At 68.2% G+C, this 25,458-nt stretch carries 24 protein-coding genes; 12 read left to right on the plus strand and 12 right to left on the minus strand.

The window, feature by feature from the left end; translation table 11 throughout:
• Positions 1-488 precede the first annotated feature (488 nt).
• The gene (locus ACJMKZ_RS18300) at positions 489-1,418 is read left to right on the plus strand and encodes an RluA family pseudouridine synthase (protein ID WP_405234670.1); all 930 of its coding nucleotides are present in this window, start codon (positions 489-491) and stop codon (positions 1,416-1,418) included.
• Positions 1,419-1,425: 7 nt separating this feature from the next.
• Here the strand turns inward: ACJMKZ_RS18300 and ACJMKZ_RS18305 are convergent, their stop codons facing one another.
• Positions 1,426-2,019, minus strand: coding sequence for a Maf family protein (locus ACJMKZ_RS18305; RefSeq protein ID WP_405234671.1), 594 nt, complete (start codon positions 2,017-2,019; stop codon positions 1,426-1,428).
• Between the two features lie 105 nt (positions 2,020-2,124).
• On the opposite strand from ACJMKZ_RS18305, the gene ACJMKZ_RS18310 reads away from it, so the two are divergent.
• The 4 genes from ACJMKZ_RS18310 to ACJMKZ_RS18325 all read left to right on the plus strand — a co-directional run bounded on the left by ACJMKZ_RS18310 (position 2,125) and on the right by ACJMKZ_RS18325 (position 5,018).
• Positions 2,125-2,688, plus strand: a complete 564-nt coding sequence (locus ACJMKZ_RS18310) for a YceD family protein (protein ID WP_405234672.1) — start codon at positions 2,125-2,127, stop codon at positions 2,686-2,688.
• A 108-nt stretch (positions 2,689-2,796) separates the two neighbouring features.
• Positions 2,797-2,988 carry a 50S ribosomal protein L32 gene (gene rpmF / locus ACJMKZ_RS18315; protein ID WP_405234673.1) on the plus strand — a complete coding sequence of 64 codons (192 nt, stop codon included), beginning with the start codon at positions 2,797-2,799 and terminating at the stop codon, positions 2,986-2,988.
• Positions 2,989-3,036: 48 nt separating this feature from the next.
• The gene (gene plsX / locus ACJMKZ_RS18320; RefSeq protein WP_405234674.1) at positions 3,037-4,053 is read left to right on the plus strand and encodes a phosphate acyltransferase PlsX; all 1,017 of its coding nucleotides are present in this window, start codon (positions 3,037-3,039) and stop codon (positions 4,051-4,053) included.
• Entirely contained in the window at positions 4,050-5,018 is a 969-nt protein-coding gene (locus ACJMKZ_RS18325; protein WP_405234675.1) for a beta-ketoacyl-ACP synthase III, read from the plus strand. The genes plsX and ACJMKZ_RS18325 overlap by 4 nt, the downstream gene beginning before the upstream one ends.
• 13 nt (positions 5,019-5,031) lie before the next feature.
• Here ACJMKZ_RS18325 and ACJMKZ_RS18330 read toward each other — a convergent pair whose 3' ends face one another.
• Positions 5,032-5,589: a YkvA family protein gene (locus ACJMKZ_RS18330; RefSeq protein WP_405234676.1), complete on the minus strand. Its 558-nt coding sequence runs from the start codon at positions 5,587-5,589 to the stop codon at positions 5,032-5,034.
• A 156-nt stretch (positions 5,590-5,745) separates the two neighbouring features.
• Between ACJMKZ_RS18330 and ACJMKZ_RS18335 the strand changes: the two genes are divergently transcribed.
• Positions 5,746-6,726, plus strand: a complete 981-nt coding sequence (locus ACJMKZ_RS18335) for a L,D-transpeptidase family protein (protein WP_405234677.1) — start codon at positions 5,746-5,748, stop codon at positions 6,724-6,726.
• Between the two features lie 91 nt (positions 6,727-6,817).
• Here the strand turns inward: ACJMKZ_RS18335 and ACJMKZ_RS18340 are convergent, their stop codons facing one another.
• The gene (locus ACJMKZ_RS18340) at positions 6,818-7,120 is read right to left on the minus strand and encodes an Lpp/OprI family alanine-zipper lipoprotein (protein WP_405234678.1); all 303 of its coding nucleotides are present in this window, start codon (positions 7,118-7,120) and stop codon (positions 6,818-6,820) included.
• A gap of 152 nt (positions 7,121-7,272) precedes the next feature.
• Positions 7,273-7,857 (minus strand): DUF2799 domain-containing protein, encoded by a 585-nt coding sequence (locus ACJMKZ_RS18345; RefSeq protein WP_405234679.1) that lies wholly within the window; start codon positions 7,855-7,857, stop codon positions 7,273-7,275.
• Between the two features lie 17 nt (positions 7,858-7,874).
• Between ACJMKZ_RS18345 and lexA the strand changes: the two genes are divergently transcribed.
• The 4 genes from lexA (at position 7,875) to ACJMKZ_RS18365 (ending at position 14,042) form a co-directional block, all read left to right on the plus strand.
• Positions 7,875-8,492 (plus strand): transcriptional repressor LexA, encoded by a 618-nt coding sequence (lexA, locus tag ACJMKZ_RS18350; RefSeq protein WP_405234680.1) that lies wholly within the window; start codon positions 7,875-7,877, stop codon positions 8,490-8,492.
• A gap of 14 nt (positions 8,493-8,506) precedes the next feature.
• A complete protein-coding gene (imuA, locus tag ACJMKZ_RS18355) occupies positions 8,507-9,232 on the plus strand; it encodes a translesion DNA synthesis-associated protein ImuA (protein WP_405234681.1) in 726 nt (241 codons plus the stop codon).
• 285 nt (positions 9,233-9,517) lie between these two features.
• Positions 9,518-10,960 carry a Y-family DNA polymerase gene (locus tag ACJMKZ_RS18360; protein WP_405234682.1) on the plus strand — a complete coding sequence of 481 codons (1,443 nt, stop codon included), beginning with the start codon at positions 9,518-9,520 and terminating at the stop codon, positions 10,958-10,960.
• A gap of 1 nt (position 10,961) precedes the next feature.
• Positions 10,962-14,042, plus strand: coding sequence for an error-prone DNA polymerase (locus ACJMKZ_RS18365; RefSeq protein WP_405234683.1), 3,081 nt, complete (start codon positions 10,962-10,964; stop codon positions 14,040-14,042).
• A gap of 4 nt (positions 14,043-14,046) precedes the next feature.
• Here ACJMKZ_RS18365 and ACJMKZ_RS18370 read toward each other — a convergent pair whose 3' ends face one another.
• The 5 genes from ACJMKZ_RS18370 to gspC form a co-directional block, all read right to left on the minus strand.
• Positions 14,047-14,340, minus strand: coding sequence for a hypothetical protein (locus ACJMKZ_RS18370; RefSeq protein ID WP_405234684.1), 294 nt, complete (start codon positions 14,338-14,340; stop codon positions 14,047-14,049).
• Positions 14,341-14,482: 142 nt separating this feature from the next.
• Positions 14,483-15,697, minus strand: coding sequence for a type II secretion system inner membrane protein GspF (gene gspF / locus ACJMKZ_RS18375; protein ID WP_405234685.1), 1,215 nt, complete (start codon positions 15,695-15,697; stop codon positions 14,483-14,485).
• Positions 15,698-15,717: 20 nt separating this feature from the next.
• Positions 15,718-17,256, minus strand: a complete 1,539-nt coding sequence (gene gspE, locus ACJMKZ_RS18380) for a type II secretion system ATPase GspE (RefSeq protein ID WP_405234686.1) — start codon at positions 17,254-17,256, stop codon at positions 15,718-15,720.
• A complete protein-coding gene (gspD, locus tag ACJMKZ_RS18385; RefSeq protein WP_405234687.1) occupies positions 17,253-19,295 on the minus strand; it encodes a type II secretion system secretin GspD in 2,043 nt (680 codons plus the stop codon). The genes gspE and gspD overlap by 4 nt, the downstream gene beginning before the upstream one ends.
• Complete coding sequence (gene gspC / locus ACJMKZ_RS18390; protein WP_405234688.1) at positions 19,292-20,188, minus strand: type II secretion system protein GspC; 897 nt, start codon at positions 20,186-20,188, stop codon at positions 19,292-19,294. Before gspC ends, gspD begins: the two co-directional genes overlap by 4 nt.
• 332 nt (positions 20,189-20,520) lie before the next feature.
• On the opposite strand from gspC, the gene clpS reads away from it, so the two are divergent.
• A complete protein-coding gene (gene clpS, locus ACJMKZ_RS18395; RefSeq protein ID WP_405234689.1) occupies positions 20,521-20,850 on the plus strand; it encodes an ATP-dependent Clp protease adapter ClpS in 330 nt (109 codons plus the stop codon).
• Between the two features lie 42 nt (positions 20,851-20,892).
• A complete protein-coding gene (clpA, locus tag ACJMKZ_RS18400) occupies positions 20,893-23,178 on the plus strand; it encodes an ATP-dependent Clp protease ATP-binding subunit ClpA (protein ID WP_405234690.1) in 2,286 nt (761 codons plus the stop codon).
• Between the two features lie 72 nt (positions 23,179-23,250).
• Here the strand turns inward: clpA and infA are convergent, their stop codons facing one another.
• From infA to ACJMKZ_RS18415, 3 genes are read right to left on the minus strand one after another with little or no spacing between them, the layout of a single operon-like run.
• Entirely contained in the window at positions 23,251-23,469 is a 219-nt protein-coding gene (gene infA, locus ACJMKZ_RS18405; RefSeq protein ID WP_405234691.1) for a translation initiation factor IF-1, read from the minus strand.
• Between the two features lie 47 nt (positions 23,470-23,516).
• The gene (gene aat, locus ACJMKZ_RS18410; RefSeq protein ID WP_405234692.1) at positions 23,517-24,266 is read right to left on the minus strand and encodes a leucyl/phenylalanyl-tRNA--protein transferase; all 750 of its coding nucleotides are present in this window, start codon (positions 24,264-24,266) and stop codon (positions 23,517-23,519) included.
• Positions 24,267-24,284: 18 nt separating this feature from the next.
• On the minus strand, positions 24,285-25,457 hold the full coding sequence (locus ACJMKZ_RS18415) for a GNAT family N-acetyltransferase (RefSeq protein WP_405234693.1): 1,173 nt from the start codon (positions 25,455-25,457) through the stop codon (positions 24,285-24,287).
• Position 25,458 lies beyond the last annotated feature (1 nt).

Below are 25,458 nucleotides of genomic sequence, written 5' to 3' on the forward strand. Positions count from 1 at the left end.
TGATTTCTTGTGCGGGCGGCGAGTCGGTGTCTGCTGCCGGGACTGGCCGAGCGAACCGGGACGGGCAGGGGTATGCGGCGACCGGCCGGAGGCATCCGGGGTCGACCTCGTACTTCAGATAAGACTTGCCGAGTCGATGCGAGATGATCGACAGCAGCGTGGCAATGATCATGAAAAACCCTTGAAACCCTGGCGGCTCAGATGCTCGGGTGTCGCCCGGCGTGCAGGCCGACTCGCGACCACGCACGGCCCCCGAATCCGGGGCCTCTGAACAATGACGTCCCTATCTCTGTACCGGGAAATTACTCCGGGTTGATGGGGGCGCCCCGCTGAATCCGTCCGATCCGGTACGATAGCGGAGTACGGGACCGTGACCGGTCAGTAATATAGCAACCTCTTGCGCCTTCAGCAATCGGCTTAAGTTATTGTCCTCCTTCGATAAGTCCTCCACCGACTCCGGCCCCGGCAATGCTCCGGTGCGCCATGGCGTGAGAAAGCTCGCCGTCGCCGCCGACGACGCCGGTCAGCGCATCGACAATTTCCTCGCCCGGGAGTGGAAGGGCCTGCCGAAGCCGCGTATCTACCGCCTGCTGCGCAAGGGGCAGGTGCGGGTAAACGGCGGCCGTGTGAAGGCCGACTACCGGCTCTGTGCCGGTGACGAACTGCGCCTGCCGCCGGTCACGATCGAGCCCGCGCAGGCGGGCCGCCCCGACCGCGGCCTGGTGGAGCGGCTGCTCTCTGCCGTGCTGTTCGAGGACAAGCGGCTGCTGGTCGTGAACAAGCCGAGCGGCGTCGCCGTGCACGGCGGCAGCGGCATCAGTTTCGGCGTGGTCGAGGCGCTGCGCGCCGGCCGCCCGGAGCTGAAGGTGCTCGAGCTGGTGCACCGGCTGGACCGGGAGACGAGCGGCTGTCTCGTGCTGGCGAAGAAGCGGAGCGCGCTGCGCGAACTGCATGCGCTGTTCCGCGAGGGGGCGGTGGAGAAGGTGTATCTGACGCTGGTCGCCGGCGACTGGCAGCTCGGCGCGCGCACGGTGGATCTGCCCCTGGCGGTGCACCGGCGCAAGGGCGGCGAGCGCCACGTCCAGGTGGACCACGAAGCAGGCAAGCCGTCGCGTACGCGGTTCAGCGTGCAGGCAGCCTACGGCAGCTGCACCCTGCTGAAGGCGCAGCCGGAGACCGGGCGCACCCACCAGATCCGGGTGCATGCGGCGGCCTGCGCACATCCCGTGCTGGGGGACGAGCGATACGGCGACGAGGCGGCCAATGCTCGCTTCGCCAGGCTGGGATTGCGGCGGCTGTTCCTGCACGCCCAGTCCATCGGCTTCGTCGACGGCAACGGCAACGACCGACTGTTCACCGCACCGCTGCCCGAGGAACTCGACGCCGTGCTGGCGCGGCTGAAAGAACGCCGCAGCTGACGGGTCGTCAGAGCAGCGGGACGCCGAGATCCTCGAGTGTGCGGGCGAGCCAGATCAGCGGCAGGCCCACGAGCCCTGTCGGATCCTGGCTCTCGATACGCTCGAACAGGACCGGTCCGCTGCCCTCAGCCTTGAAGCCGCCGGCACAGTCCCAGGAGCGGTCCCGGTCCACATAGCGCTCCGCGAGCGCCCGCTCGAAATGCCGGAAGCGCACCTCGGTGACGTCCGTATGCACCCTTTCCTCGCCGCCGGGACCATGGATGACGCAGACCGAGGTCAGAAATCGCATCGGCAGGCCGCGCGCCGCCAGCAGCTGCGCGACGGCGGCGTCCCGGCTGCCGGGCTTGCCGCAGGCCCGACCTTCCAGCACCGCGACCTGGTCGGAGCCTATGACCGTGGCGCCGGCGTGCCGGGAGGCGGCGGCCGCGGCCTTCTCCCGTGCCAGTCGCAGCGACAGCGCGGCGGGGGCTTCGTCGTCGAGCGGTGTCTCGTCCAGGTCGGGCGCCACACATTCGAAGCGGCCCAGAATCCGTGCCAGCAAATCGCGCCGGTAGGGCGAGGAGGAGGCGAGCACGACGGCGTTCGGGGCGGGATTTTCCATTCTCGATCAGTCACCTGTACGGACTCGCAGGCCCCTGTCGTGGCCCGCTTTTTCTTTGACAGCAGGGGTCAAGGCTCTTATCATCCGCCGGCTATGTCCAGCCCCATGCTTCAGGCGGTGCGGCCCGACGCGCTGGCCGCCCGACGTGAGGAGATCAGGGATACCATTCCGCTGGGCTCCACGGATCGTCTGGCGGGCCTCGTCCGCGAGGTGCTGACGCGGTGCGACGGGGAGGTGCCCGGGGACTGGGAGCGCCGGCCGCTGGTGGTCGAACTCGACTTCGAGAGCCGGCGGGTCGAGGGCAATCAGCCGGTGCCGGCGGTTACCGGGAAAGCCCGGGTTACGCTGCCGCTGGTCTGCGAGCGATGCCTGGGATCGATGGAGCTGGCGCTGGAAGCGGAGATCGCGTTCCTGCTGCCGGACGCCGACATGACCGACGAGGCCCTGCCGGGCTTCGAGGTCTGGCCGGTAGAGGGCCGCGGCGTGCGGCTGCTCGACCCTGTGGAGGAGGAGTTGCTGCTGGCGTTGCCGCTGGCCCTCATGCACGAGGACCGTTCGCGCTGCCGCCCGGTGACGGAGCATTACGCGGCGGACGACGCGGAAGCGGAGCCGGACACCCAACGACCGTTCAGCGCACTGAAGACGCTGCTGAGCGAAGACAAGGATTAGCTTGAGTGCCCGGCTGGCCGGATGCTCACATGACTTACAATCGATTCGAAACCGATCCCGCCTGATGCTCCAGGGCTGCCGGCGGGTCACAATTTTGGAGACCTGAAAATGGCCGTTCAGAAAAGTCGCAAGACACCTTCCAAGCGCGGCATGCGCCGCGCCCACGACGCACTGACGGGCGAAACGCTATCCGTGGAGCCCACCACCGGCGAGACTCACCTGCGTCATCACGTGAGCCCTGACGGCTTCTACCGGGGCCGCCAGGTGGTGAAGCCCAAGGTCGTGGAAGAGCAGGACTGATCCCTGCCTGAGCCGGCGCCGGGCGACCCGGACCGGCTCTCCACACCCATGCAGGCCGTCGATTTCACCATCGCCCTGGATGCCATGAGCGGGGACCTCGGTCCCGGCGTCGTGGTGGCGGCGGCGAGGCAGGCGCTGCGGCGCCATCCCGCCCTGGCCATCGCGCTGGTGGGCGACGAAGCCGTGCTCGAGCCCCTCGTCGCCGCCGTCCGTGACGACGCGGCCGGCCGTCTCGTCATCCGCCACGCCCCCGAGATCGTCACGATGAACGATGCGCCGGTGGACGCGCTGCGGCGCAAGAAGCAGTCTTCCATGCGCGTGGCCGTCGACCTGGTGAAGCAGGGCGAGGCCCAGGCCTGCGTGAGCGCGGGCAATACCGGTGCGCTGATGGCCATCGCGAAGTTCGTTCTGAAGACGGTGCAGGGCATCGACAGGCCCGCCATTCTCGCCGAGATGCCCGCGCGGGGCGGTTCGGTCCACATGCTCGACCTCGGCGCGAACGCCGACTGCACGGCCGAGCAGCTGTTCCAGTTCGCCATGATGGGCTCGGTCGTGACCGGCGACGTGCGCGGCCTCGCGAATCCGCGGGTGGCGTTGCTCAACATCGGTGAGGAAGAGATCAAGGGAGACCAGACCGTGAAGGCTGCCGCGGCCCTCCTCGGCGCCAGCGGGCTGAACTACGTCGGTTATGTCGAGGGCAACGACATCATCTCCGGCAAGACGGACGTCGTGGTGACCGATGGCTTCACGGGCAACGTGGCGCTGAAGACCATGGAGGGGACCGCCGGATTCATCTCCGAGATGCTGAAGGCGGCCTTCACCGAGACCTGGCTGTCAAAACTGCAGGCACTCGCGGCGCAAGGCGTGCTGGGGCGGCTGCGGGCCAGGCTGGATCCCAGGCACTATAATGGCGCGAGTCTGGTCGGTCTCACCGGCATCGTCGTGAAGAGTCACGGCAGCGCCGACGAGCTGGCCTTCCTGCACGCCATCGAGACGGCGGTGGTGGAGGTCGAGCACGACGTGCCGTCCCAGATCGGACGACTGCTGCAACGGGAAGCCGCATGAAATATTCGCGCATCGAGGGCACCGGTCGCTGCCTGCCGGACAGGATCCTCACCAACGCCGATCTGGAGAAGATGGTGGAGACCACCGACGAGTGGATCCGCACGCGGACCGGCATCGAGCGGCGCCATATCGCCGCCGACGATCAGTACACCAGCGATCTCGCGGTGGGCGCCGCCAGGGAGGCCATGGCGGCCGCCGGCGTCGGCCCGGCCGATATCGATTTCATCGTCGTAGGCACCACCACGCCGGATCGGGTGTTCCCCAACGTCGGCTGTCTGGTGCAGGAGAAGCTGGGCATCCACGACTGCGCCGCGTTCAGTGTCGAGGCGGCCTGCACCGGTTTCATCTATGCCCTCAGCGTGGCGGACAAGTTCGTGCGCGCCGGCGCGGCCGGCTGCGCGCTGGTGATCGGCGCCGAGACGCTCTCCCGGATCACCGACTGGGACGACCGCCAGACCTGTGTGCTGTTCGGCGATGGCGCCGGCGCGGTGGTGCTGAAGCCGGCCGACGAGCCCGGTGTCGTGTCCACCCACCTCGGCGCCGACGGCCAGTACAAGGACCTGCTGTACTACCCGGCGGGTCCGTCCGAGAAGCTGGACGACATGCTGCGGGGCGAGGCGGCCATCCACATGCGTGGCAACGAGGTCTTCAAGGTGGCGGTGAAGACCCTGGGCAACATCGTCGACGAGACGCTCGCCGCCAACAGCCTGTCGAAGAGCGACATCGACTGGCTCATCCCGCATCAGGCGAACATCCGCATCATCCAGGCCACGGCGAAGCGCCTCGACATGCCCATGGAGCGTGTGGTGCTCACGGTGCAGGACCACGGCAATACGTCCGCTGCTTCGGTGCCGATGGCCCTCGACGTGGCGATCCGCGACGGGCGCATCAGCCGGGGCCAGACCCTGCTGCTGGAGGCGTTCGGCGGCGGCTTTACCTGGGGTTCGGCGCTGATCCGCTACTAAGGGCGCGGCCGCACTACCAGAGCGGAGCCGGTACCGCGTCCGTCTCCCGGTCGCGCCGGGTGCGCCGGAGCATGCGCTCGTGCAGCTGCTCGCGCCGTGCGGCGACGCGCTCGCGGCGGGTCGCCGCGTCGGTGCCCACCTTGAAGCGCCGGAAATAGTTGTCCCGGAACTCGCAGAAATCCTCGTAAGCCTCGATCACGTGCTTCAGTTCCCGCAGCACGAGCTCGATCATGATGGCGTCGTCCAGATAACCGAGTCCCGGCATGTCGTCGGGGATCAGGTCCTCGGGGTCGCCGAAATAGATCAGCGCGGAGAGCAGCTTCAGCCGTTCCGCGGTGGGCAGCTCCCATTCCTCGTCCTCGAGCATGGAACACATCGCCTGCAGGCGCGGCAGCCGCTCGCGGACGAAGTCCGGCAGCGCGCCCGGGTGCAGGGATTCCATCACGTCCCGGGTGGCCTTGACGATCTCCGCCTCGTCCGCGTCTTTCGCCGCGGCGCGGGCGCCTTTCATGGCCTTGCGGAACTGTTTGAGGTCGCGCTCGCTGATGTACAGGCTGATTTTCATGGTCATGGGCTTCGCTCGCGGTCGGGGGGCCGGGGAGGGGGCACGGGGGAAAGGTAGGCGACTCCGGGGAGGCGGTCAACGGCGGAACGTCGACCGGATGCGGGATATCTGGGAGAATCTCCGCCGTTGCACCCCACGGTGCGTTGCGCAGAGATTCGCTCGATGAGGACGGTTGCAGGCAGGTTCGGCCTGGTCGCCATGGCGACGCTCGGTCTGTTCGTCACGGCGCCGGCGCGGGGCGAAGTGTTCGACCTGCCGGACAACGGCGATACCGTGGTCGGGCAGATGACGACCGTCGAGTCCCGCGAGTGGGACACGCTGCTGGACATCGCCCGCCGCCACGGACTCGGCTATTACGACATCGTCCGGGCCAATCCGGGCGTGGACCCCTGGCTCCCGGGCGACGGCACCGAGGTGGTCCTGCCGACCCGCTTCATCCTGCCCGACGTGCCCTGGGAGGGGGTCGTGCTGAATCTGCCCGAGTACCGCATGTATTACTTCCCGCCGCCGGAGGCGGACGGCGCGCGCACGGTCATGACCTTCCCGATCAGCATCGGCCGCATGGACTGGGAGACGCCGCTGGGGGTGACCCGCATTACCGTCAAAGCCAGGGACCCGGCGTGGTACCCGCCCGAATCCGTGCGCAAGGAGCACGAGGCCGACGGCCGCTCATTGCCGCGGGTGGTACCGCCGGGGCCGGACAACCCGCTCGGGCAATTCGCCATGCGCCTGGCGATCCCCGGCTACCTCATCCACGGGACGAACCGGCCGGCCGGCGTCGGCATGCGGGTGACCCACGGCTGCATCCGCATGTTCCCCGAGGACATCGAGTTCGCCTTCGGGCGCATCCCGACCGGGACGCCGGTGCGCATCATCGACGAGCCCTACAAGTTCGGCTGGTACGACGGTCAGCTGTTGATGGAGGCCCACGAGCCGCTGGAGAGTCCGGCGGAGACCGACGACGCGGCGCCGGTGGTCAGTACGCTGACGCGGCTGACGGAACTCTACGTGGCGGCCACCGGCGATCGGCGCATCGCGGTGGACTGGGACCGGGTGGAAGCGCTGCATCAAGCCGCCGACGGCATACCGCGCCGGGTCGACTCGGCCGGCGTCGGCGAGACGCTGGTAGCGGACCAGGACTAGCCGTCGGAAGGGCGGAAGACTCGCGGACGAATCCTGCGGACAAAAAAACGCCGCGACGAGCGCGGCGTTGAAGAATCTCTGAACCCGCGAATTATTTGGACATCGATTTCTGGAACATGCGCTCCAGGCGTTCGCGGTTCGCATCGCAGCAGCTCTGTGCGCCCTGTGCGGCCGACAGCGCCTGGCTGGCGGTGCTCTGAGCGCTGGAAGCCATCTGGCTGGCACGGTCCGCTGCGGAACGTGCGGCTTCAGCGGCCGACTTCGCAGCAGCGGCGTCGGCAGCAGCGCGTTCGGCGGTCGCCTGCACTTCGTCCATGGCGGTCTGGTTGGCACAACCGGTGACCAGCAGCATCGTAGCTGCGACGGCGCCGAGTTTCGTTGCGATTCTCTTCATATGCTTTTCCCCTGTTGGAGGCATTAAAAACAACCGTATTATTTATTAAACGCGGTCAGTGTTCAACGTAATCCGGGTATCGGAGGCGGTTTTTTTTCGCCCCGAGGCATTTGATTTGTCTGTGTTTTGCGACACCCGGCGGGCATTGCCCGTCAGAGTTCGCTGAGCAGCCGGCGGGCTTCGTCCTCCAGCCGGGCTAGTTCGCGCTCCAGGGAATCACGGTCGCGCTCGAGATTGCGGAGGCGGTAGTAGATCGAGCGGCGCTGATCGTCGGTCAGGTCCCCGCGCTGGAGATCGAATTCCAGCTGTCGTACTGCCCGTTCGGCATCGTCCAGATCCTCGCTCACCCGATGGATACGCCGGCCCAGCTGGAAGCCGGTATAGAAGTCTTCCTCGTAGCCGGGCGGGCAGACGCCCTGGTAGCCGCGCCCGTCGCGGCCATGGGCCAGGCCGCCGGGGACGGTGCACAGGCGGTCAAGGCCCGCGAGTCGGCCGCGGGCGTAGGCATCCCGGTCGGGCACGACACCGTATTCGGCGCAGGCCTCCCGGTGTTCCTCGATCCGATCCGGCGGATAGCCGCGTGCGCCTTCCGCCTCTCCCAGGGCCTCCCAGTCGGCCTGCCGGCATTCGGTCTCGGAGAGAGTGGCGCAGCCGCCGGCCAGGAAGGCGGCGGACAGGGTGAGCCAGAGAAACTTGCGCCGGAATGGAACCTGTATATAATCACAGTATCTGGGCATGCATACAGGATAACACCATGGCCGATCTCACCCCACGCCAGTCGCAGATTCTGAAACTCATCCAGGATTTCATCGCCGAGACGGGCATGCCGCCCACCCGGGCCGAGATCGCCGAGGAACTGGGTTTCCGCTCTCCCAACGCCGCCGAGGAGCACCTGCGGGCGCTGCAGCGCAAGGGCGTGCTGGAACTGAGGCCCGGCACCTCCCGCGGCATCCAGCTGAAGGATTCCCTGCGCGAGCAGATGGGTCTGCCGCTGGTCGGGCGGGTGGCTGCCGGTCAGCCAATACTGGCCGAGCAGAACATCGAGGCCCATTACCAGATCGACAAGAGCCTGTTCCGGCCGAAGCCCCATTACCTGCTGCGGGTGCAGGGCATGAGCATGAAAGACGTGGGCATCCTGGACGGTGACCTGGTGGCCGTGCACCGCACGCCCGAGGTACGGAGCCGCCAGATCGTGGTGGCCCGCCTGGAGGACGAGGTCACCGTGAAGCGCTACCGGCAGGAAGGCACCATGGTCTGGCTGATGCCGGAGAACAGCGAATTCGCCCCGATACGGGTGGATCTCGCCCATCAGCCGCTGGTCATCGAAGGCGTGGTCGTCGGTGTCATCCGCGACGGCATGCCCGTGCACTGACGCATCTTCCGCACGTGGACGAAGCCCTCGAACAGTTACTCGGCAGTTACCGGCTCTGGCGCGGCAGCGAAGGCGCCGTGCGGGAAGGCCAGGCCGGACGGGTGGCGGCCACCGGTTACCGCAAGCTCGACGCCTGCCTGCCCGGCGGCGGCTGGCCGCTCGCATCGCTCACCGAGGCCCTTTCCGCCGCGTGTGGCATCGGCGAGTTGCGCCTGTTTATGCCGGCGCTCTCCGCACTGTGCCGGCAGCGAGAGGGTTGGGTGGTCTGGATCGCGCCGCCCCACGTACCCTATGCGCCGGCACTGATGCAGTGGGGGCTGGAAGTCTCCCGGGTACTGCTGATCCATCCGGCCCGTGACCGGGAAGCGCTCTGGGCGATGGAGCAGGCATTGTCTTCGGGCACCTGCGTGGCGGTTCTGGCCTGGATCAACCGCATGGACGAGCGCACCAGCCGACGGCTGCAGCTCGCGGCGGGCAGGGGCGAGAGCTGGGCCATCGCCTTCCGGCCGGCCGCCGCCAGGCGGGAGGCTTCCGCCGCCGCGCTGCGACTGATGCTGCGCCCCGGCAGCAATGGCACCGATGTGGACCTGTTCAAGGTACGCGGCGCTCGGCCCGCGCTGGTGAGCGACTATGACGGCCGGGACGGCGGTTGCCCGTTGCCGCTGGTGCGCCCGCCGGGGGAGAGCCTGGAGGAGAGCGCGGCAGCGGTGGGCGTGGGCGGGCGCGCCGGTTCGGGCTGACGACGTGGCCGCCTCTTCATGGTATCGCCGCCCGAGCCCGATTCCGTCCTGCCGGCCGAAAGGGAGTCTCCGCATCCCCGGCCCGAGCGTGGACGGGTAACGGCCGCCCCCGGACCCGCCCGGCAGCAGCCGCTGCCCCTCGGTGGCGGTGAACCCCCGGCCGAAGACCCGTCTCCTTCGTATTCGCGGCAGCGCCGTTCGCAGCTGTGGCTGTGCGTCCGCCTGCCGGGGATCGCCCTCGATGCACTGGGCGAGTCCGCCGCGTCCGCCGGGCCGGTGGCTGTGGTGGAAGAGGAAAGCGGGCAGATCGTCGTCCATCACGCGAACCGGGCCGCCGCGGCGGCCGGGATCAGGCCCGGCCAGACGCTGAGCGCTGCCCTGGCACTGGCGCCGGGGCTCCTCACCCTCTCGCGTCGGCCGCGGCGCGAGCGCATCCTGCTGGAATCCCTGGCTGAGTGGGCGGGGCGCTTCAGCCCCCTGGTCAGTCTGGAGGCCCCGGATGCGCTGCTGCTGGAAGTGCAGGGCAGCCTGCGTCTGTTCCGCGGCCTGGATCGCCTCTGCCGGCTGGTCACCGAAGGGTTGCGGCAACGAGGCCACCGGGCCCTCGTCTGCGTGGCCCCTACGCCGCTGGCGGCGCTCTGGCTCTCACGGGACGGCAGCAGCCGGGTGGAGGGCGTGGCGGAACTGGCACGGCATCTCAATCCGCTGGATCTGCGCGTTACCGGGTGGCCGGCGGCGGTGCTGCGGGGGCTTGCGGGCATCGGCGTGACGACCATCGGCGAGTGCCGCCGGCTGCCCCGTGAAGGGTTCGCCCGGCGCTTCGGCGCGGCGCGGCTGCAGACGCTGGACCGGGCCTTCGGCCGACTGCCGGACCCGCGGCCCCATTACACGGGTCCGCCGCGATTCCGCGAGCAGATCGACCTCGGGGAGGAGACGCGGGACGAGGCGCTGCTCGCGGCCGGCTGTTCGCGACTGCTGGCCTCCCTGGAGGACTTCCTGCTGCGCCATCAGCGAGCGGCGCGCCGCCTGCGGTTCCGCTTCTTCCACCTGCGCGGCTGGGCGACGCCGCTCACCCTGGGCTTCAGCGATGCCGGTTGCGATGTAGAGCACTGGCGGAGCCTGCTCGGCATCCGGCTGGAACGCCTCCGCCTGCCGGCGCCGGCGATCGCCGTGGAACTCGCCACGGGACGCCTGGAGCACCGCGAGGGCGACACGACGGCTCTGCCGCTGATACACGGCCAGGACGGCCAGGCCGGCCGGCATGACGGCGGGCTGCCCCGGCTGGTGGAGAGTCTGCGGGCCCGGCTGGGCGAGAACGCCGTCCGCGGACTCAGAAGTCTCGCGGAGCACCGGCCCCAGCAGGCGTGGGACGAGGTCGATCCCCTGGAGGGCGCGGCGGGCGGCGGCGGTGCGGGGCCGTCACCCTGGAACCGGGTACGTGAGTTGTCCGCGGCCGCCGACCGGGGAGAGGGCGACGACCTGCTGCTCGAGCGTCCGCTGTGGATATTGACGCAGCCCCAGCGGCTCGCCGTGCACGAGGGGCATCCCTGTCACGACGGTCCGCTGCAGTTCATGGACGGACCGGAGCGTATCGAGAGCGGCTGGTGGGACGGGGCGGATACGGCCAGGGACTACTACGTGGCCGAGACGGGCGCCGGCGCGCGGCTCTGGATCTACCGGGAGCGCCGCCGGCCGGCCGGGTGGTATCTGCAGGGCATCTTCGGCTGAGATGGTCCCTCGCTACGCCGAACTGCACGCCGTCAGCAATTTCACTTTCCTGCGCGGCGCCTCCCATCCGGAAGAGCTCGTGGACCGGGCGGACGCGCTGGGCTACACCGCACTGGCCCTCACCGACGAGTGCTCCGTGGCCGGCGTGGTGCGTGCCCACGGCGCGGCCCGCGGGCGAGACCTGAAATTCATCGTCGGCGCCGAATTCCGCCTCGCCGACGGGCCGGCCCTGGTGGTGCTCGCCGCCAGCCGCCGCGGCTATGCCCGGCTGTGCCGGCTGATCACCCGGGGCAGGCGCAATGCGGAGAAAGGCGCCTACCGGCTGCAGCGGGAAGACCTGGAAGACGGCCTGCCGGACTGCCTGGTGCTGTGGCTGCCGGGCCGGGACCTCGGCGGCAGCCGGCACGGCGACTGGCTCGCCGGGCTGTTCCCCGGCCGCGGCTGGATTGCCGCGGAGCTCGCCGCCGACGGGCTGGATCGGCCCCGGCTGGACGGGCTCGGCCGGCTCGCCCGGCGCACCGGCCTGCCGCTGGTCGCGGCGGGCGACGTGCACATGCATCGCCGCGGCCGCCGCGCTCTGCAGGATACGCTCACGGCCATCCGGCTGAAGGTGCCCGTGGCCGAGGCGGGGTACGCCCTGCACCCCAACGGCGAGCGCCACCTGCGCTCGCGCCCGCGGCTCGGCGAACTCTATCCCCCGGCGTTGCTTGGCGAGACGATCGCCGTAGCGGAGCGCATCGACTTTTCCCTGGACGAACTCGCCTACGCGTATCCCCGGGAGCTGGTGCCGGCCGGCCACACCGCCGCGAGCTGGCTCGCGCACCTGACGGAGGAGGGCATGGCCCGGCGCTGGCCGGACGGCGCTCCGCGCAAGGTGCGCGACCTCGTGCAGCATGAACTCGCGCTCATCGCTGATCTGGCGTACGAGCCCTATTTCCTGACGGTGCACGACATCGTGGCCTGGGCGCGGTCCCGGGGCATCCTCTGCCAGGGCCGCGGCTCGGCGGCCAATTCCGCGGTCTGTTTCTGCCTCGGCATCACCGAGGTGGACCCGGAACGGATGTCCACGCTGGTGGAGCGCTTCATATCGAAAGAGCGGGACGAGCCGCCGGACATCGACGTGGACTTCGAGCATGAGCGCCGCGAGGAGGTGATCCAGTACATCTACGCGAAGTACGGCCGGGAGCATGCCGCGCTGGCGGCCACGGTGATCACCTACCGGCCGCGCAGCGCGATGCGCGACGTGGGCAAGGCGCTCGGACTCTCCTCGCTGCAGACCGACCGGCTGGCGCGCGCGATGCAGTGGTGGGACGGCAGCCACGTGGACCCCGAGCGTGTCCGCGAGGCCGGCCTCGACCCGGATAGCCCGGTCATGCGCCGGCTGCTCACGCTGGTGCGCGAACTCATCGGCTTCCCCCGCCATCTGTCCCAGCACGTGGGCGGTTTCGTCATCTCGGACGGCCCGCTGGAAGAGCTCGTGCCGGTGGAGAACGCAGCCATGGAGGGGCGCACCGTCATCCAGTGGGAGAAAGACGACCTGGAGGAGCTGGGACTGCTGAAGGTGGACGTGCTGGGCCTCGGCATGTTGACGGCGATCCGCCGCTGCTTCGACCTCTTGCGCGGCTTCGACGGCCGGGAGCTGGACCTGGCCGGCGTGCCGGCGGAGGACCCGGCGGTCTACGACATGATCTCGGCCGCGGACACCATGGGCGTGTTCCAGATCGAGTCCCGCGCCCAGATGGCGATGCTGCCGCGGCTGCGCCCCCGCTGCTATTACGACCTGGTCATCGAGGTGGCCATCATCCGCCCGGGGCCCATCCAGGGGGACATGGTGCACCCGTATCTGCGCCGGCGCAGCGGCGAAGAGGCGGTGAGCTATCCCAGCGAGGAGGTCCGTGGCGTGCTGGAGCGCACCCTGGGCGTGCCGATATTCCAGGAGCAGGTGATGGAACTCGCCGTGGTGGCGGCGGGTTTCACGCCCGGCGAGGCGGACCGGCTGCGCCGGGCGATGGCCGCCTGGAAGCGCCGCGGCGGGCTCGGCCCCTTCGAGGAGAAGCTGAAGGCCGGTATGCGGGAACGGGGCTACGGCGAGCAGTTCGCCGAACAGATCTTCAACCAGATACAGGGCTTCGGCGAGTACGGCTTCCCGGAATCCCACTCGGCGAGCTTCGCCCTGCTGGTCTACGTCTCCGCCTGGCTGAAGTGCCACGAGCCGGCGGCCTTCCTGTGTGCGCTGCTGAACAGCCAGCCCATGGGCTTCTATGCCCCGTCCCAGCTGGTCCAGGATGCCGTGCGTCACGGCGTGGAGGTGCGGCCGGTGGACGTGAACGAGAGCCGGGAGGAGTCTTCGCTGGAGCGGCGCGACGACGGCACGGCCGCCGTGCGGCTGGGATTCGACCGGGTCAAGGGGCTCGCCGCAGCCGCGGCGGAGTTGCTGGTGGCGGCGCGGGAGAGCGGCGGGCGGTTCGGCTCGGTGCAGGACCTGGCCGAGCGAGCAGGTCTGGACCGCGCCGCCCTGTCCGCCCTGGCCGCGGCCGGCGCGCTGGCCGGGCTCGCCGGTCACCGCTTCCGGGCCCGCTGGGACGTGGCCGGCGTGGAGGCGCCGGAGGGACTGTTCCGATCTATGACCCGCTACGAGGCGCTGCCGCTCCTGGCCCGGCCGGCGGAGGGACAGGACGTCCGCGCCGATTACGAGAGCCTCGGCCTGACCCTCGGACGCCATCCCATGGCACTGCTCCGGGAACGCTTCCGCCGTCGGCGCTACATCACCGCGGAAGAACTGCCGGCGGCCGGGCACGGGACGCGGGTACGGGTGGCCGGGCTGGTGGTGACCCGCCAGCGGCCGGGCAGCGCGAGCGGGGTCACGTTCGTCACTCTCGAGGACGAGACCGGTCAGGTCAATCTGGTGGTATGGAAGGCGACCGCCGAGGCGCAGCGTCGTGCGCTGCTATCGGCGCGGCTGATGGGGGTGGAAGGCGAGGTGCAGATAGAGGGGGAGGTGGTCCATGTCATCGCCAGGAGGCTCACGGAGCACAACGGTCTGCTGGGGACTCTGGCCGTGCGCTCGCGGGACTTTCACTGAAGTGTCAGTCGTCGAAGTCCCAGTCGTCCATGTCGCGCAGGGCACGCTCGAAGCGCTTCTGCTCCATCAGTTCCTCCAGCCGCCGACGCGCCGCGAAGCTGCCGGTGCCGCCGGACTGCGAGCCCTCGATCTCGGCCACCAGCTGTTCGACGTTGATCTCGACGGATAACTCTCCGACGTTATCGTCGTCAGCGTCGTCTTCTGCGGACAGATCCGCATCCTCCATATCCTCATCCTCGAATTCGTCATCCACGTCGAGTGGATCTTCCCGTTCCAACTGCATCAACGTCTCGTCCATGGGAGCGCCCCCGCGCCGGCTCGTGTCAGAGAGTTTATGTCACGTTCGGCGCATGTATATCCCGAATGGGGGTGCCAGCGCAACAGGGTGGGCCACAGTTTTTACAAAACTCGTAAGTTTCTGTATTTATGCGGGAATTCAGCTACTGGATGAGATTGTTTATCTGGAAGATCGGCAGCAGGATCGCCAGCACGATGGTCAGCACCACGCCGCCCATGAACACGATCAGCAGCGGCTCCATGATGCCCATCATCGTCGTGATGAGCCCGTCCATCTCCCGCTCCTGGTTGTCGGCGGCGCGGCCGAGCATCTGTTCCAGCTGCCCGCTGGACTCGCCGCTGGAGATGAGATGGATGGTCATTGGCGGGAACAGGCGGCTCGCGGCCAGCGAGCGGGAGATGGCGCCGCCCTCGCGCACCCTGAGCGATGCTTCCTGCACCGCGTCGCGCATCGGCACGTTCATGATCACTTCGGCGGAGATCTTCAACGCCTCCAGTACAGGTACGCCGCTGCCGGCGAGGATGCTCAGCGTGCGGGTGAACCTTGCGGTGTTGACGCCCCGCGTGATGCGGCCGATCAGCGGCAGGCGCAGCAGCAGACGGTGATAGCGCCGACGCGGCCCCTCCAGCTTCAGTAAACGCCACACGCCGAAGGCGACGGCGGCGATCCCGGCGATGAGCAGCCACCACCACTGCCGCAGGAAGTCGCTGATGCCGATCAGCAGCCGGGTGAGTATCGGCAGTTCCGCACCGGTGGTCTCGAACACGCCGACCACCTGGGGCACGACGTAGGAGAGCATGAAGGCGATGATACCGAGCGACATCAGCACGAGCACGATGGGGTAGACCAGTGCGTTGGTGATGCGCTGGCGCAGCGCCTGGCGGGTCTCCGTGTAGTCGGCCAGCCGCTCGAGGACGGCGTCCAGATGGCCGGACTGCTCGCCGGCCGAAACCGTGGCGCGATAGATCTCGGGAAACGCCTGCGGGAACTCTTCCAGCCCGTCCGCGAGCGTGTGGCCTTCCATGACCCGGGCGCGCACTCCCAGCAGGATGCTCTGGGTGCGCGGCTTCTCCGTCTGCTGGGCCACGGCCTGCAGCGTCTCCTCCAGCGGCATGCCGGAGTTGACCAGAGTGGCGAGCTGGCGGGTGACCAGCGCGAGTTCCGTCGCGGAGAAGCCGCGGCGCAGCCCCACGGAGAACTGGCGCGCGGATTCCTTCTCGGCCACCTCCGAAACCTCGAGGGGCACGAGCGAGCGCTCGCGCAGGAGCTGGCGGACCTGCCGGGCGGTGTCGCCCTCGAGAACGCCTTTCTTCTCCTTGCCGGCGCTGTCCAGCGCGACGTATTCGAAAGCTCCCACGTGGCCGGCCCCGGGCGGGTTCAGTCAGCCCGCGTAACCCGGAGTACCTCCTCCAGGGTGGTAACGCCGGAGAGGACCTTGGTGCGACCGTCGTCGCGGATGCTCGGGCTGAGATTGCGGGCGTATTTCTCCAGCTCGTGCTCGCCGGCACCGTCGTGGATCATCGTGCGCATGTGATCGTCCACGGGCACCAGTTCGTAGATGCCGGTACGGCCCCGGAAACCGCCGTCCTCGACGTCGCCGGCCCGGTAGATGGTCGGCGGGTTGTCGGGGTCGGCCTTCAGGACGCGGCATTCGTACTCCCGGGCCGTATAGGGCACCTTGGTGTCGTCGTCGAGTACGCGCACCAGGCGCTGGGCCAGGACGCCGATGAGGCTGGACGACAGCAGGAAGGGCTCAACGCCCATGTCGCGCAGGCGGGTCACCGCGCCCACGGCGGTGTTCGTGTGCAGGGTCGAGAGCACGAGGTGGCCGGTCAGCGACGCCTGCACGGCGATCTCGGCCGTCTCCAGGTCGCGGATCTCACCGACCATCACCACGTCCGGGTCCTGGCGCAGGATGGCGCGCAGACCCCGGGCGAAGGTCATCTCCACCTTGGTATTCACCTGGGTCTGGCCGATGCCGTCGATGTAGTACTCGATCGGGTCCTCCACCGTCATGATGTTGCGGCTGTTGTCGTTGATGCGCTCCAGCGCCGCATACAGCGTGGTGGTCTTGCCCGAGCCGGTGGGGCCGGTGACCAGCAGGATGCCGTGGGGCTTGTGGATGAGTTCGTCCATGGTGCGCTGGGAAGCCTGGTCCATGCCCAGCGAATTGAGATCCAGGCGCCCCGCCTGCTTGTCCAGCAGACGCAGCACTACCCGCTCGCCATGCCCGGACGGGATGGTGGAGACGCGCACGTCGACGGCGCGTCCGGCGATGCGCAGCGAGATGCGGCCGTCCTGGGGCAGGCGCTTCTCGGCGATGTCGAGTCTCGACATGACCTTGATGCGCGAGGTGATCAGCGGGGCCACCGCGCGCCGGGTCTCCAGTACCTCGCGTAGCACGCCGTCCACGCGGAAACGGATAACGAGCCGGTTCTCGTACGGTTCCACGTGGATGTCGGAGGCGTTCTCCTTGACCGCCTCGGTGAGCACGGCGTTGATCAGCCGGATGATGGGCGCGTCGTCGTCGCTCTCCAGCAGGTCGGAGGGTTCGGGCAGCTCCTGGGCCACCTGGAAGAGGTTCGTGTCGTCGCTCAGCCCCTCCATCATCTGCATGGCGTTGTTGCTGCCGCCCTCGTAGGCCTGTCGCAGCATGGCGTCGAAGGCCTCCGCCGTCACGCGGGTGAGCTTCAGCGGCACGCCGGCGTAGCGGCGCACCTCCGCCAGGCTCACCGGCGAGACGCCGACCCGGCAGATCACGTCGGCCTTGCCGGCGGCATAGTCGCGGATCAGTACCCCGTGGCGCTTGGCGAAGGAGAAGGGCAGGCGCTTCTCCGGCAGGTCGCCGATCTTCGGCGGCTCCGTCGCAGGGATCTCTTCAGCGAGACTCAGTTCCGTGGTTTCCATCTCACTCATTCGTCGATGTCCTCCCCGGACATGATGTTGCCGGGACGCTCGGACGGTTCGCTCGGCTCGTAGGTCTCCAGCGGTGGCAGCGTCGGCCGTGTCTTGCCGGGCATGAGGCGGATGCGACCCTCTTCCTGCTGCATGTCGCGCATGTAGTTGTACTTCTCCTCGGTCGCCATATGCGTCTGTTCCGGATTGCGGAGGATGGAAGTACGGATGAACACCATCAGGTTGGCCTTCACCGTATTGGTGGAGCGGGAGCGGAACAGGTTCCCCAGCACCGGGATGCTGCCGAGCACGGGCACGCGCTGGTCGCTCTCGCGGATGGTGTCGTCGATGAGGCCGCCGAGCACCAGGATGCCGCCGTTCTCCACGATCACCGAGGTGGAGATCTTGCGCTCCTGGGTCACCAGGTCGACCGCGCCGGTGGCGCCCTGGGCAATGCTCGAGATCTCCTGGTTGATCTTCAGGACGATGGATTCACCCTCGCTGATCTGGGGCGTAATCTCGAGTTTCGTGCCGACGCTCTCCCGGTTGATGGTCTGAAACGGATTGACCGCGCCGGTATTCGCGCCGGTGTTGGTGAACTGGCCGGTGAGGAACGGCACTTCCTGGCCTACCTCGATGGACGCCTCCTCGTTATCCATGGTCACGATGGTCGGCGTCGAGATGATGTTGGTGTCGGCGTCGCCCTGCAGGGCGCGAAGCAGGGCGACGAAGCTCGTGCCGTTCTCCGAAATCCGCCCCACACCGAGCGTGATGCCCGAGCCGAGACCGGACAACGCATTCGCCGCATCCTCGCCGCCGCCGGCAGCGGCTCCCGCCAGCCCGAGCAGATTCACGCCCGATGACGGGAAGTTCTGGATGCCGATGGCGTTGTTGTCGGCGCTGCCGTCCACCGCCCATTCCACGCCCAGCTCGGCGGACTTGTCCGCGGTGATCTCGACGATGATGGCCTCCACCAGCACCTGGGCCCGGCGGATGTCCAGCTTGTCGACCACGGCCATGATGGCGCGCATGGCCTTCGGCGGCGCCGTGACGATCATGGCGTTGGTGAGCTCGTCTGCCCAGATCTGCACCGGGCCGCCGGCGGCGCCGGCAAGACCGCCGCCCTGGGCTGCGGCCTGAGCGCCCTGGCCGCCTGCGCCGGCGCCCGTGAACTGGCTTTGCAGCTTGGTGGATAGCTCCTCGGCGTTCGCGTAGCGCAGATAGCGCACGCGGGTATTGCCGCCGTCTTCCAGCGGCGTATCCAGGTGCGCGATCAGGGTGCGCATCTTCAGGCGCTGGTTCTTTTCGCCGCTGATCAGCACGCTGTTGGTGCGGTCGTCCGCCACCAGCCCGATCTGGCCTGCTCCCTCCGTACGCTGAGCCTGCGCCAGCGACGTCAGCACCCGGACCACATCGCCAGCGGTCGCGTGCTCCAGCGGCACCACCTCGATGTCCTCGTCGCCGGCCTGGTCGATGCGGCCGATGATGCGCAGCAGCCGTCGGACGTTCGCGGCCCGGTCGGAGATGATCAGCATGTTGGACGGAGGATGCGCCGCCAGGTGGCCGTATTGGGGGATCAGCGGTCGCAGTATCGGTACCAGCTGGGCGGAGGCGATGTTCTGCACCTCGATGACCTGGGTGACGATGTCGTCGTTGGCGGCGTCGCCGGAGTAGGTCTCGGCGCCGGGAATCTGGCGCGCATTCGCGTCCGGCAGGATCTTCACGACATTGCCGCTCTGCACCGCCACGAACCCGTAGACATCCAGGATGGAGAGGAACGTCTCGTAGAACGCATCCGCCGACATCGGCGTGGACGACAGCATGGTGACCTGCGCCTTCACCCGCGGGTCGACGATGAAGTTGCGGCCCGTAACGTCGCTCACCGCCTCGATGATCTGGCGTATGTCGGCGTCCTTGTAATTGGGCGTGATCGTGGCGTTCTGGGCGACCGCCAGGCCGCACGCTGCCAGCGCGGCTGCCGCGAGGGTTGCGCGCAACAGCGCCGTGAGGGAAATGCGGGTGTGGCTGTTCTCGTTATGCATGTTCACTGCCGTCTTCATCTGCTTCCGTCATCGCCCAGTTCCAGCTGGCTGGTACTGAGCGTGAGCTGTTCGGACTGACCGTTGCGTTCCACGGTCACCGTGATCTGGGTGGCGTCGCCGAGCGTCCGGAATACCTCCATCCCGGTGCGGGGGTCGTTCATGGGTGTGCCGTTGATGGCGGTCACCAGGTCGCCGGGCCGCAGGCCGAGGGCGGCGAAGCTCTTGCGGTCACGGCCGGGGTACACCCGATAGCCGCGCTGCTGGCCGTCGGCGAAATAGGGTTGCGGACGGATGACGTCCATGAGCTGGACCGCGTTGTCCGTGATCATCTGCTGGACGCTTGGCTGGCTCGACGCCGTCGCCACGCGGGCGGAACTCGTCTGCCGGCTGCGGTTGACCGTCCGGCCCTCGGCTTCGCGGGGCAGTTTCAGTGCCTCCAGCGTGCCCGCGCGGTTCAGAATCACCCGGTCGGCGTAGACGGCATGCAGTGAGGCACCGCCGGGGATGCTGTCGCGGATGGAATACACTTTCTCCTCGCCGCGGCTGTCGGCGATGATGGCCAGCGAATAGGCCGGATCGTCCGCGGCGACCGTGCCCTTCAGGGTCAGGCTCAGGCGGGTCTCGGGTGCGTCGTCGATCTCGGACTGGACGGGCGCCGGCGCATCGGCGGAGGCCTCGCCGAACAGGTGCGCGTTGACGATGCCGGCGACGTCGATCCCGCTGACACGGTTATTGGACGCCGACGGGGCAGGGGATGCGACGGGCGGCGGCGCGACGACGTCGTCCTCGCCGGCGGGGACGAGCATCCAGATCATGGAGGCGAGCTGCCAGCCGATGGCGACGACCAGCGCTAGCGCCACCCATCGGGGCAGATGACGGCCCGCAGCCGACACCGCATCCGAAGGGCTCATGCTCTTGAGCTCCGCCAGTTTCATTTCCGCATTCATGGGTTTGCGCGGCACCCCTGCGCCTTGTCTGGCCCCCCGCCCGGAGAGCGTCCCGCTCCGTCTAACGCACCGGAGGCATGATAAGGGTCAGCATATCACCGAACAAGGTGGTAACTACCTAAAAAATCGGCGCAAACGGAGCGCTGGCGCGGCTTCCGGCGGTCCGGCCTGCTCGCCGGGGAACGTGCGGCGCCGCGGGTTGTCAACGGCACAGGCGGCCGCATATATAATCCGGAGTCGGGCATCGCCGGCCCGCGGACGTCGTCGTCGAACAGCAGGAAGCGCCCCACCGGATCATGAGCGAAGAGACACCGAACCAGGATCAGCAGGACAATACCGGTCTGGCCGTCGAGGAATCCCGGCCAAAACTCAAGCGCCCGCCGCTGTACCGCGTGGTCCTGATCAACGACGACTTTACGCCCATGGAGTTTGTCGTGGAGGTGCTGGAGCGGGTGTTCGGCATGGACCGGCCGAAGGCGACCCGCATCATGCTGGAGGTGCACACGCGCGGCAAGGGCGTCTGCGGCGTCTATACCTACGAGATCGCCGAGACGAAGGTGGCCCAGGTGAACGGCTACGCGCAACAGCACCAGCACCCGCTGCTGTGTACCATGGAGGAGGCCTGAGGCCCCCGAACTACTTCGACGACGGACGGTCGGAACCAATCTATGCTGAACAGTGAACTCGAATTCTGCCTGAACGAGGCCTTCCAGTCGGCGCGCGAGAACCGCCACGAATTCATGACGGTGGAACACCTGCTTCTTGCGCTGCTGGACGTGCCCCAGGTGCACGACGTACTCAGGGCCTGCGACGCCGACGTGGCGAAGCTGCGCGTACAACTCACGGAATTCATCGACGAGTCCACCCCGCGGGTGTCACTGGAAGACGAGAACGACGTCCAGCCGACGCTCGGCTTCCAGCGCGTGCTGCAGCGGGCGGTCTTCCACGTGCAGTCGAGCGGGCGCAAGGAGGTCACCGGCCTGAACGTGCTGGTGGCGATATTCAGCGAGAAACAATCCCAGGCGGTCTATTTCCTGAACCTGCAGGACGTCACGCGTCTGGACGTGGTGAACTACATCTCCCACGGCATCACCAAGATCGGCGATGAAGGCGGCGAGAATGCCGAGGCTGCTCAGGAGGAGCCCGGCGTCGAACCCGAGGGCGGCTCGTCGGCGCTCGATAAATACGCCACCAATCTGAACCGGCTTGCCGAAGAGGGACGCATCGACCCCCTGATCGGCCGCAGCATAGAGATCGAGCGCACGGTGGAAATACTCTGCCGGCGGCGCAAGAACAATCCCCTGTACGTGGGCGAGGCCGGCGTGGGCAAGACCGCGCTCGCCGAGGGCCTGGCGCGGATGGTGGTCGAGGAGAAGGTCCCGGAAGTACTGCAGGACTGCACCATCTATGCCCTGGACATGGGTGCGCTGATCGCGGGCACCAAGTACCGGGGCGATTTCGAGAAGCGGCTGAAGGCCGTGCTGGCCGAGGTACGCGAGGACCCGGGTGCCGTCCTGTTCATCGACGAGATCCACACCGTGATCGGCGCGGGTGCGGCATCCGGCGGCGTGATGGACGCCTCCAACCTGATCAAGCCCGTGCTCGCCAACGGCCAGCTGCGCTGCATCGGCTCCACCACTTATCAGGAGTACCGGGGCATCTTCGAGAAAGATCACGCACTGGCACGGCGCTTCCAGAAGATCGAGGTGCCGGAGCCGACCGTGGAGGAGACGGTGGAGATCCTGAAGGGGCTGCGCAGCCGCTTCGAGGAGCACCACGGCGTGCGCTACGCCACCGACGCGCTGGAGGCGGCCGCGGAGCTGTCCTCGCGCCATATCAACGACCGCCATCTGCCGGACAAGGCCATAGACGTCATCGACGAGGCCGGTGCGAATCTGCGGCTGAAGCCGGCGGCGGAGCGCGGCGATACGGTGACGGCGGAGATGGTCCAGAACGTCGTCGCCCGCATGGCGCGCATCCCGCCGAAGAGCGTATCCGCCTCTGACAAGGACGTTCTGAAGAACCTGGAGCGGGACCTGAAGCTGGTCATCTTCGGCCAGGACACGGCCATCGAGGCGCTGGCGTCGTCCATCAAGATGGCGCGCTCGGGCCTCACCGAGGAGGAGAAGCCGGTCGGCAGTTTCCTCTTCGCCGGCCCCACCGGCGTTGGCAAGACCGAGGTCACCCGTCAGCTGGCCCTTTCGCTCGGCATCGAACTCGTGCGCTTCGACATGTCCGAGTACATGGAGCGGCACACGGTGTCGCGGCTGATCGGGGCGCCGCCGGGATACGTCGGCTACGACCAGGGCGGCCTGCTGACCGAGGCCGTGAGCAAGAACCCTCACTCGGTGGTGCTGCTCGACGAGATCGAGAAGGCCCATCCGGAAGTCTTCAACCTGCTGCTGCAGGTCATGGATCACGGCACGCTCACGGACAACAATGGCCGCAAGGCGGACTTCCGCAACGTGATCCTGGTGATGACCACGAATGCCGGCGCGGCGGAGGTGAGCCGCAGCTCAATCGGCTTCATGCAGCAGGATCACTCGAGCGACGCGCTGGCGATCATCAACAAGACGTTCACGCCGGAGTTTCGCAACCGGCTGGACGCCATCATCCAGTTCGCCTCGCTGGACGCCACTTCCATCGCCCGGGTCGTCGACAAGCTGGTGGTGGAGCTGGAGGCGAAGCTGACCGCCAACAACGTCACGCTGGAGCTCGACGACGAGGCCCGTTCCTGGATCGCCGAGCGCGGCTACGACCCGACCATGGGCGCAAGGCCGATGGCGCGGCTCATCCAGGAGAAGATCAAGCGTCCGCTGGCGGAGGAGCTGCTGTTCGGCCAGCTGGCCGAAGGCGGGCACGTCCGCATCCGGGTGAGCGAGGACGACGACCTGGAGCTGAAGCCGGAGCCGGTGCGCCGCGAACTGGCTCACCTGCCGGGAGATTCCGAGTAGGCGGAATGGGTAGGAGGGCCTTCAGGCCCGATTTCCGATAATGGGATCGGGGCTAAAGCCCCTCCTACAAGGTTACCGTCCGCGGTAGACGATGCGGCCCTTGGAGAGATCGTAGGGGGTCAGTTCCACCGTGACCTTGTCACCGGTGAGGATGCGGATGTAGTTCTTGCGCATCTTGCCCGAGATGTGGGCGGTCACCACGTGACCGTTCTCGAGTTCCACACGGAATGTGGTGTTGGGAAGCGTCTCGATGACGACTCCTTCCATCTGAATGGCATCTTCTTTCGCCACGTGTTCGGCACACCTCGGTTCGCTGGGAGGCCGGCATTGTGCAGAAACTAGACCCCGTTTGCAACGCGGTCCGGCGCGGCCAGCATCCGCGCCGGAAGTGGCTCCGTTGGCGCATTCCCGAGTTTCCGGCGGTCGGTGCAATGGCGGCGGAGGAGGTCGAGGAACTCGCCCCTGGGCAGGGTCTCCGCACCCATGCTCAGAAGGTGGGGTGAAACCACCTGGCAATCGATCAGGGCGAAGTGCCGCCGGGCCAGCTCGGCGCCGAGTGCCACCATGGCCGTCTTCGACGCGTCCGTCCGCCGGCTGAACATGGACTCGCCGAAGAACACCCGGCCGATCGCCAGGCCGTAGAGGCCGCCGGCCAGCTCGTCGCCCTGCCACACCTCCAGCGAGTGGGCCCAGCCCCGGGCGTGCAGCTCGGCGAACGCCTCCTCCATCGCCACGGTGATCCAGGTGCCGTACTGGCCCGGCCGCGGCTCGGCACAGGCGGCCATCACGCGTCGAAAGGACCGGTTCCAGGTCACGGTGTAGCCCGCCCGGCGCAGGCTGCGGCGCAGGCTGCGGGAGACGTGTATGCCGTCCGGAAGGAGCACGGCGCGGGGGTCCGGGGACCACCACAGCACCGGCTGGCCCTCCTCGTACCAGGGGAAGATGCCCCGCTCGTAGGCGGCCAGCAGCCGCTCCACCGACAGGTTCCCGCCGGCGGCGAGGAGGCCGTCCGGATCGCGCAGCGCGAGTTCGGCGTCGGGGAACGCGTCCGGCGGGTCGTGTCGTGACAGCCAGTGGATGCGGTACATCGCGGCGCTGCCGGGGGCTCAGTCGGCCTGGAGGTCGCTGCGGAACGGAGAATGCTCGCCCGCCGCCCGGATGTAGTCGTCCACGTGCTCCCGCTCCTCGTCCAGATAGCGGCCGACGGCGGCGGCGAACTGGGGGTGCGCCAGCCAGTGGGCGGACCAGGTCGGCGTCGGCAGGAAGCCCCGGCGGATCTTGTGCTCGCCCTGGGTGCCGGGCTCGAACAGCACGATGCCCTCGGCGATGCAGTACTCGATCCCCTGGTAGTAGCAGGTCTCGAAGTGCAGGCTGTGGTAGTCGTCGTCGCTGCCCCAATAACGGCCGTACAGCGTATCGCTGCCGCGATAGAACACGGCCGCCGCGACGATGGCGCCGTCGCACTCGGCGACGACCACCCGCAGGGCGGCCGGCAGCGTCCGGCGCAGTTCCAGGAAGAACTCCAGGCTGAGATAGGGCAGGTTGCCCCGGCGCATGAAGGTGTAGCTCAGGAGCCGGAACACGTCGGCCCACTCGGCCTGGCTCAGCTCGTCGGCGGCCAGGTTGCGGAAACCGATGCCCGCTTCGGCCACGCGGCGGCGTTCGCGTCTCGCCTTCTTGCGCTTGGCGGAGCTGAAGTCGGCCAGGAAGTGGTCGAAGTCGGCGTAGTCGCGGTTGCGCCACTGGAACTGGCAGTCCTTGCGCGCATGGAAACCGGCCTGCTCGAGTGCCGGCAGTTCCTCCCGGACGGGGAACAGGACGTGGGCCGACGACAGGTCGCGCTCCCGGGCATGGGCGATCACGGCGGCCGCCAGCGCGGCGCGTCGGGACTGCGCCCCGTCGCCGCGGGTCAGTAGCCGGTCACCGGTGGCCGGCGTGAACGGTACCGCGGCGACCAGCTTCGGGTAGTAGGGGAGTCCGGCGCGGCGGTAGGCGTCCGCCCAGGCCCAGTCGAAGATGAACTCGCCCCAGGAATGGGTCTTCTCGTACAGCGGCACCGCGCCGACGAGTTCTCCTGCCTCGTACAGCGCCACGTGGCAGGGCGTCCAGCCGCTCTCGGGCGCGGCGCAGCGGTGGCGCTCGGCCGCTGCCAGGAACTCGTGGCGCAGGAACGGATAGCGCGGGTCGACCAGCGCGTTCCACGCTGCGGGCGCGATCTCGTCGATGCCGGCATGGATGCGGATGCCGGTGTCGCTTTCGCGTGGCAGCGGGCCGGCCACG

The organism is Lentisalinibacter salinarum (genome assembly GCF_040706555.1).
Classification (GTDB): Bacteria; Pseudomonadota; Gammaproteobacteria; order Steroidobacterales; family Woeseiaceae; genus Lentisalinibacter; species Lentisalinibacter salinarum.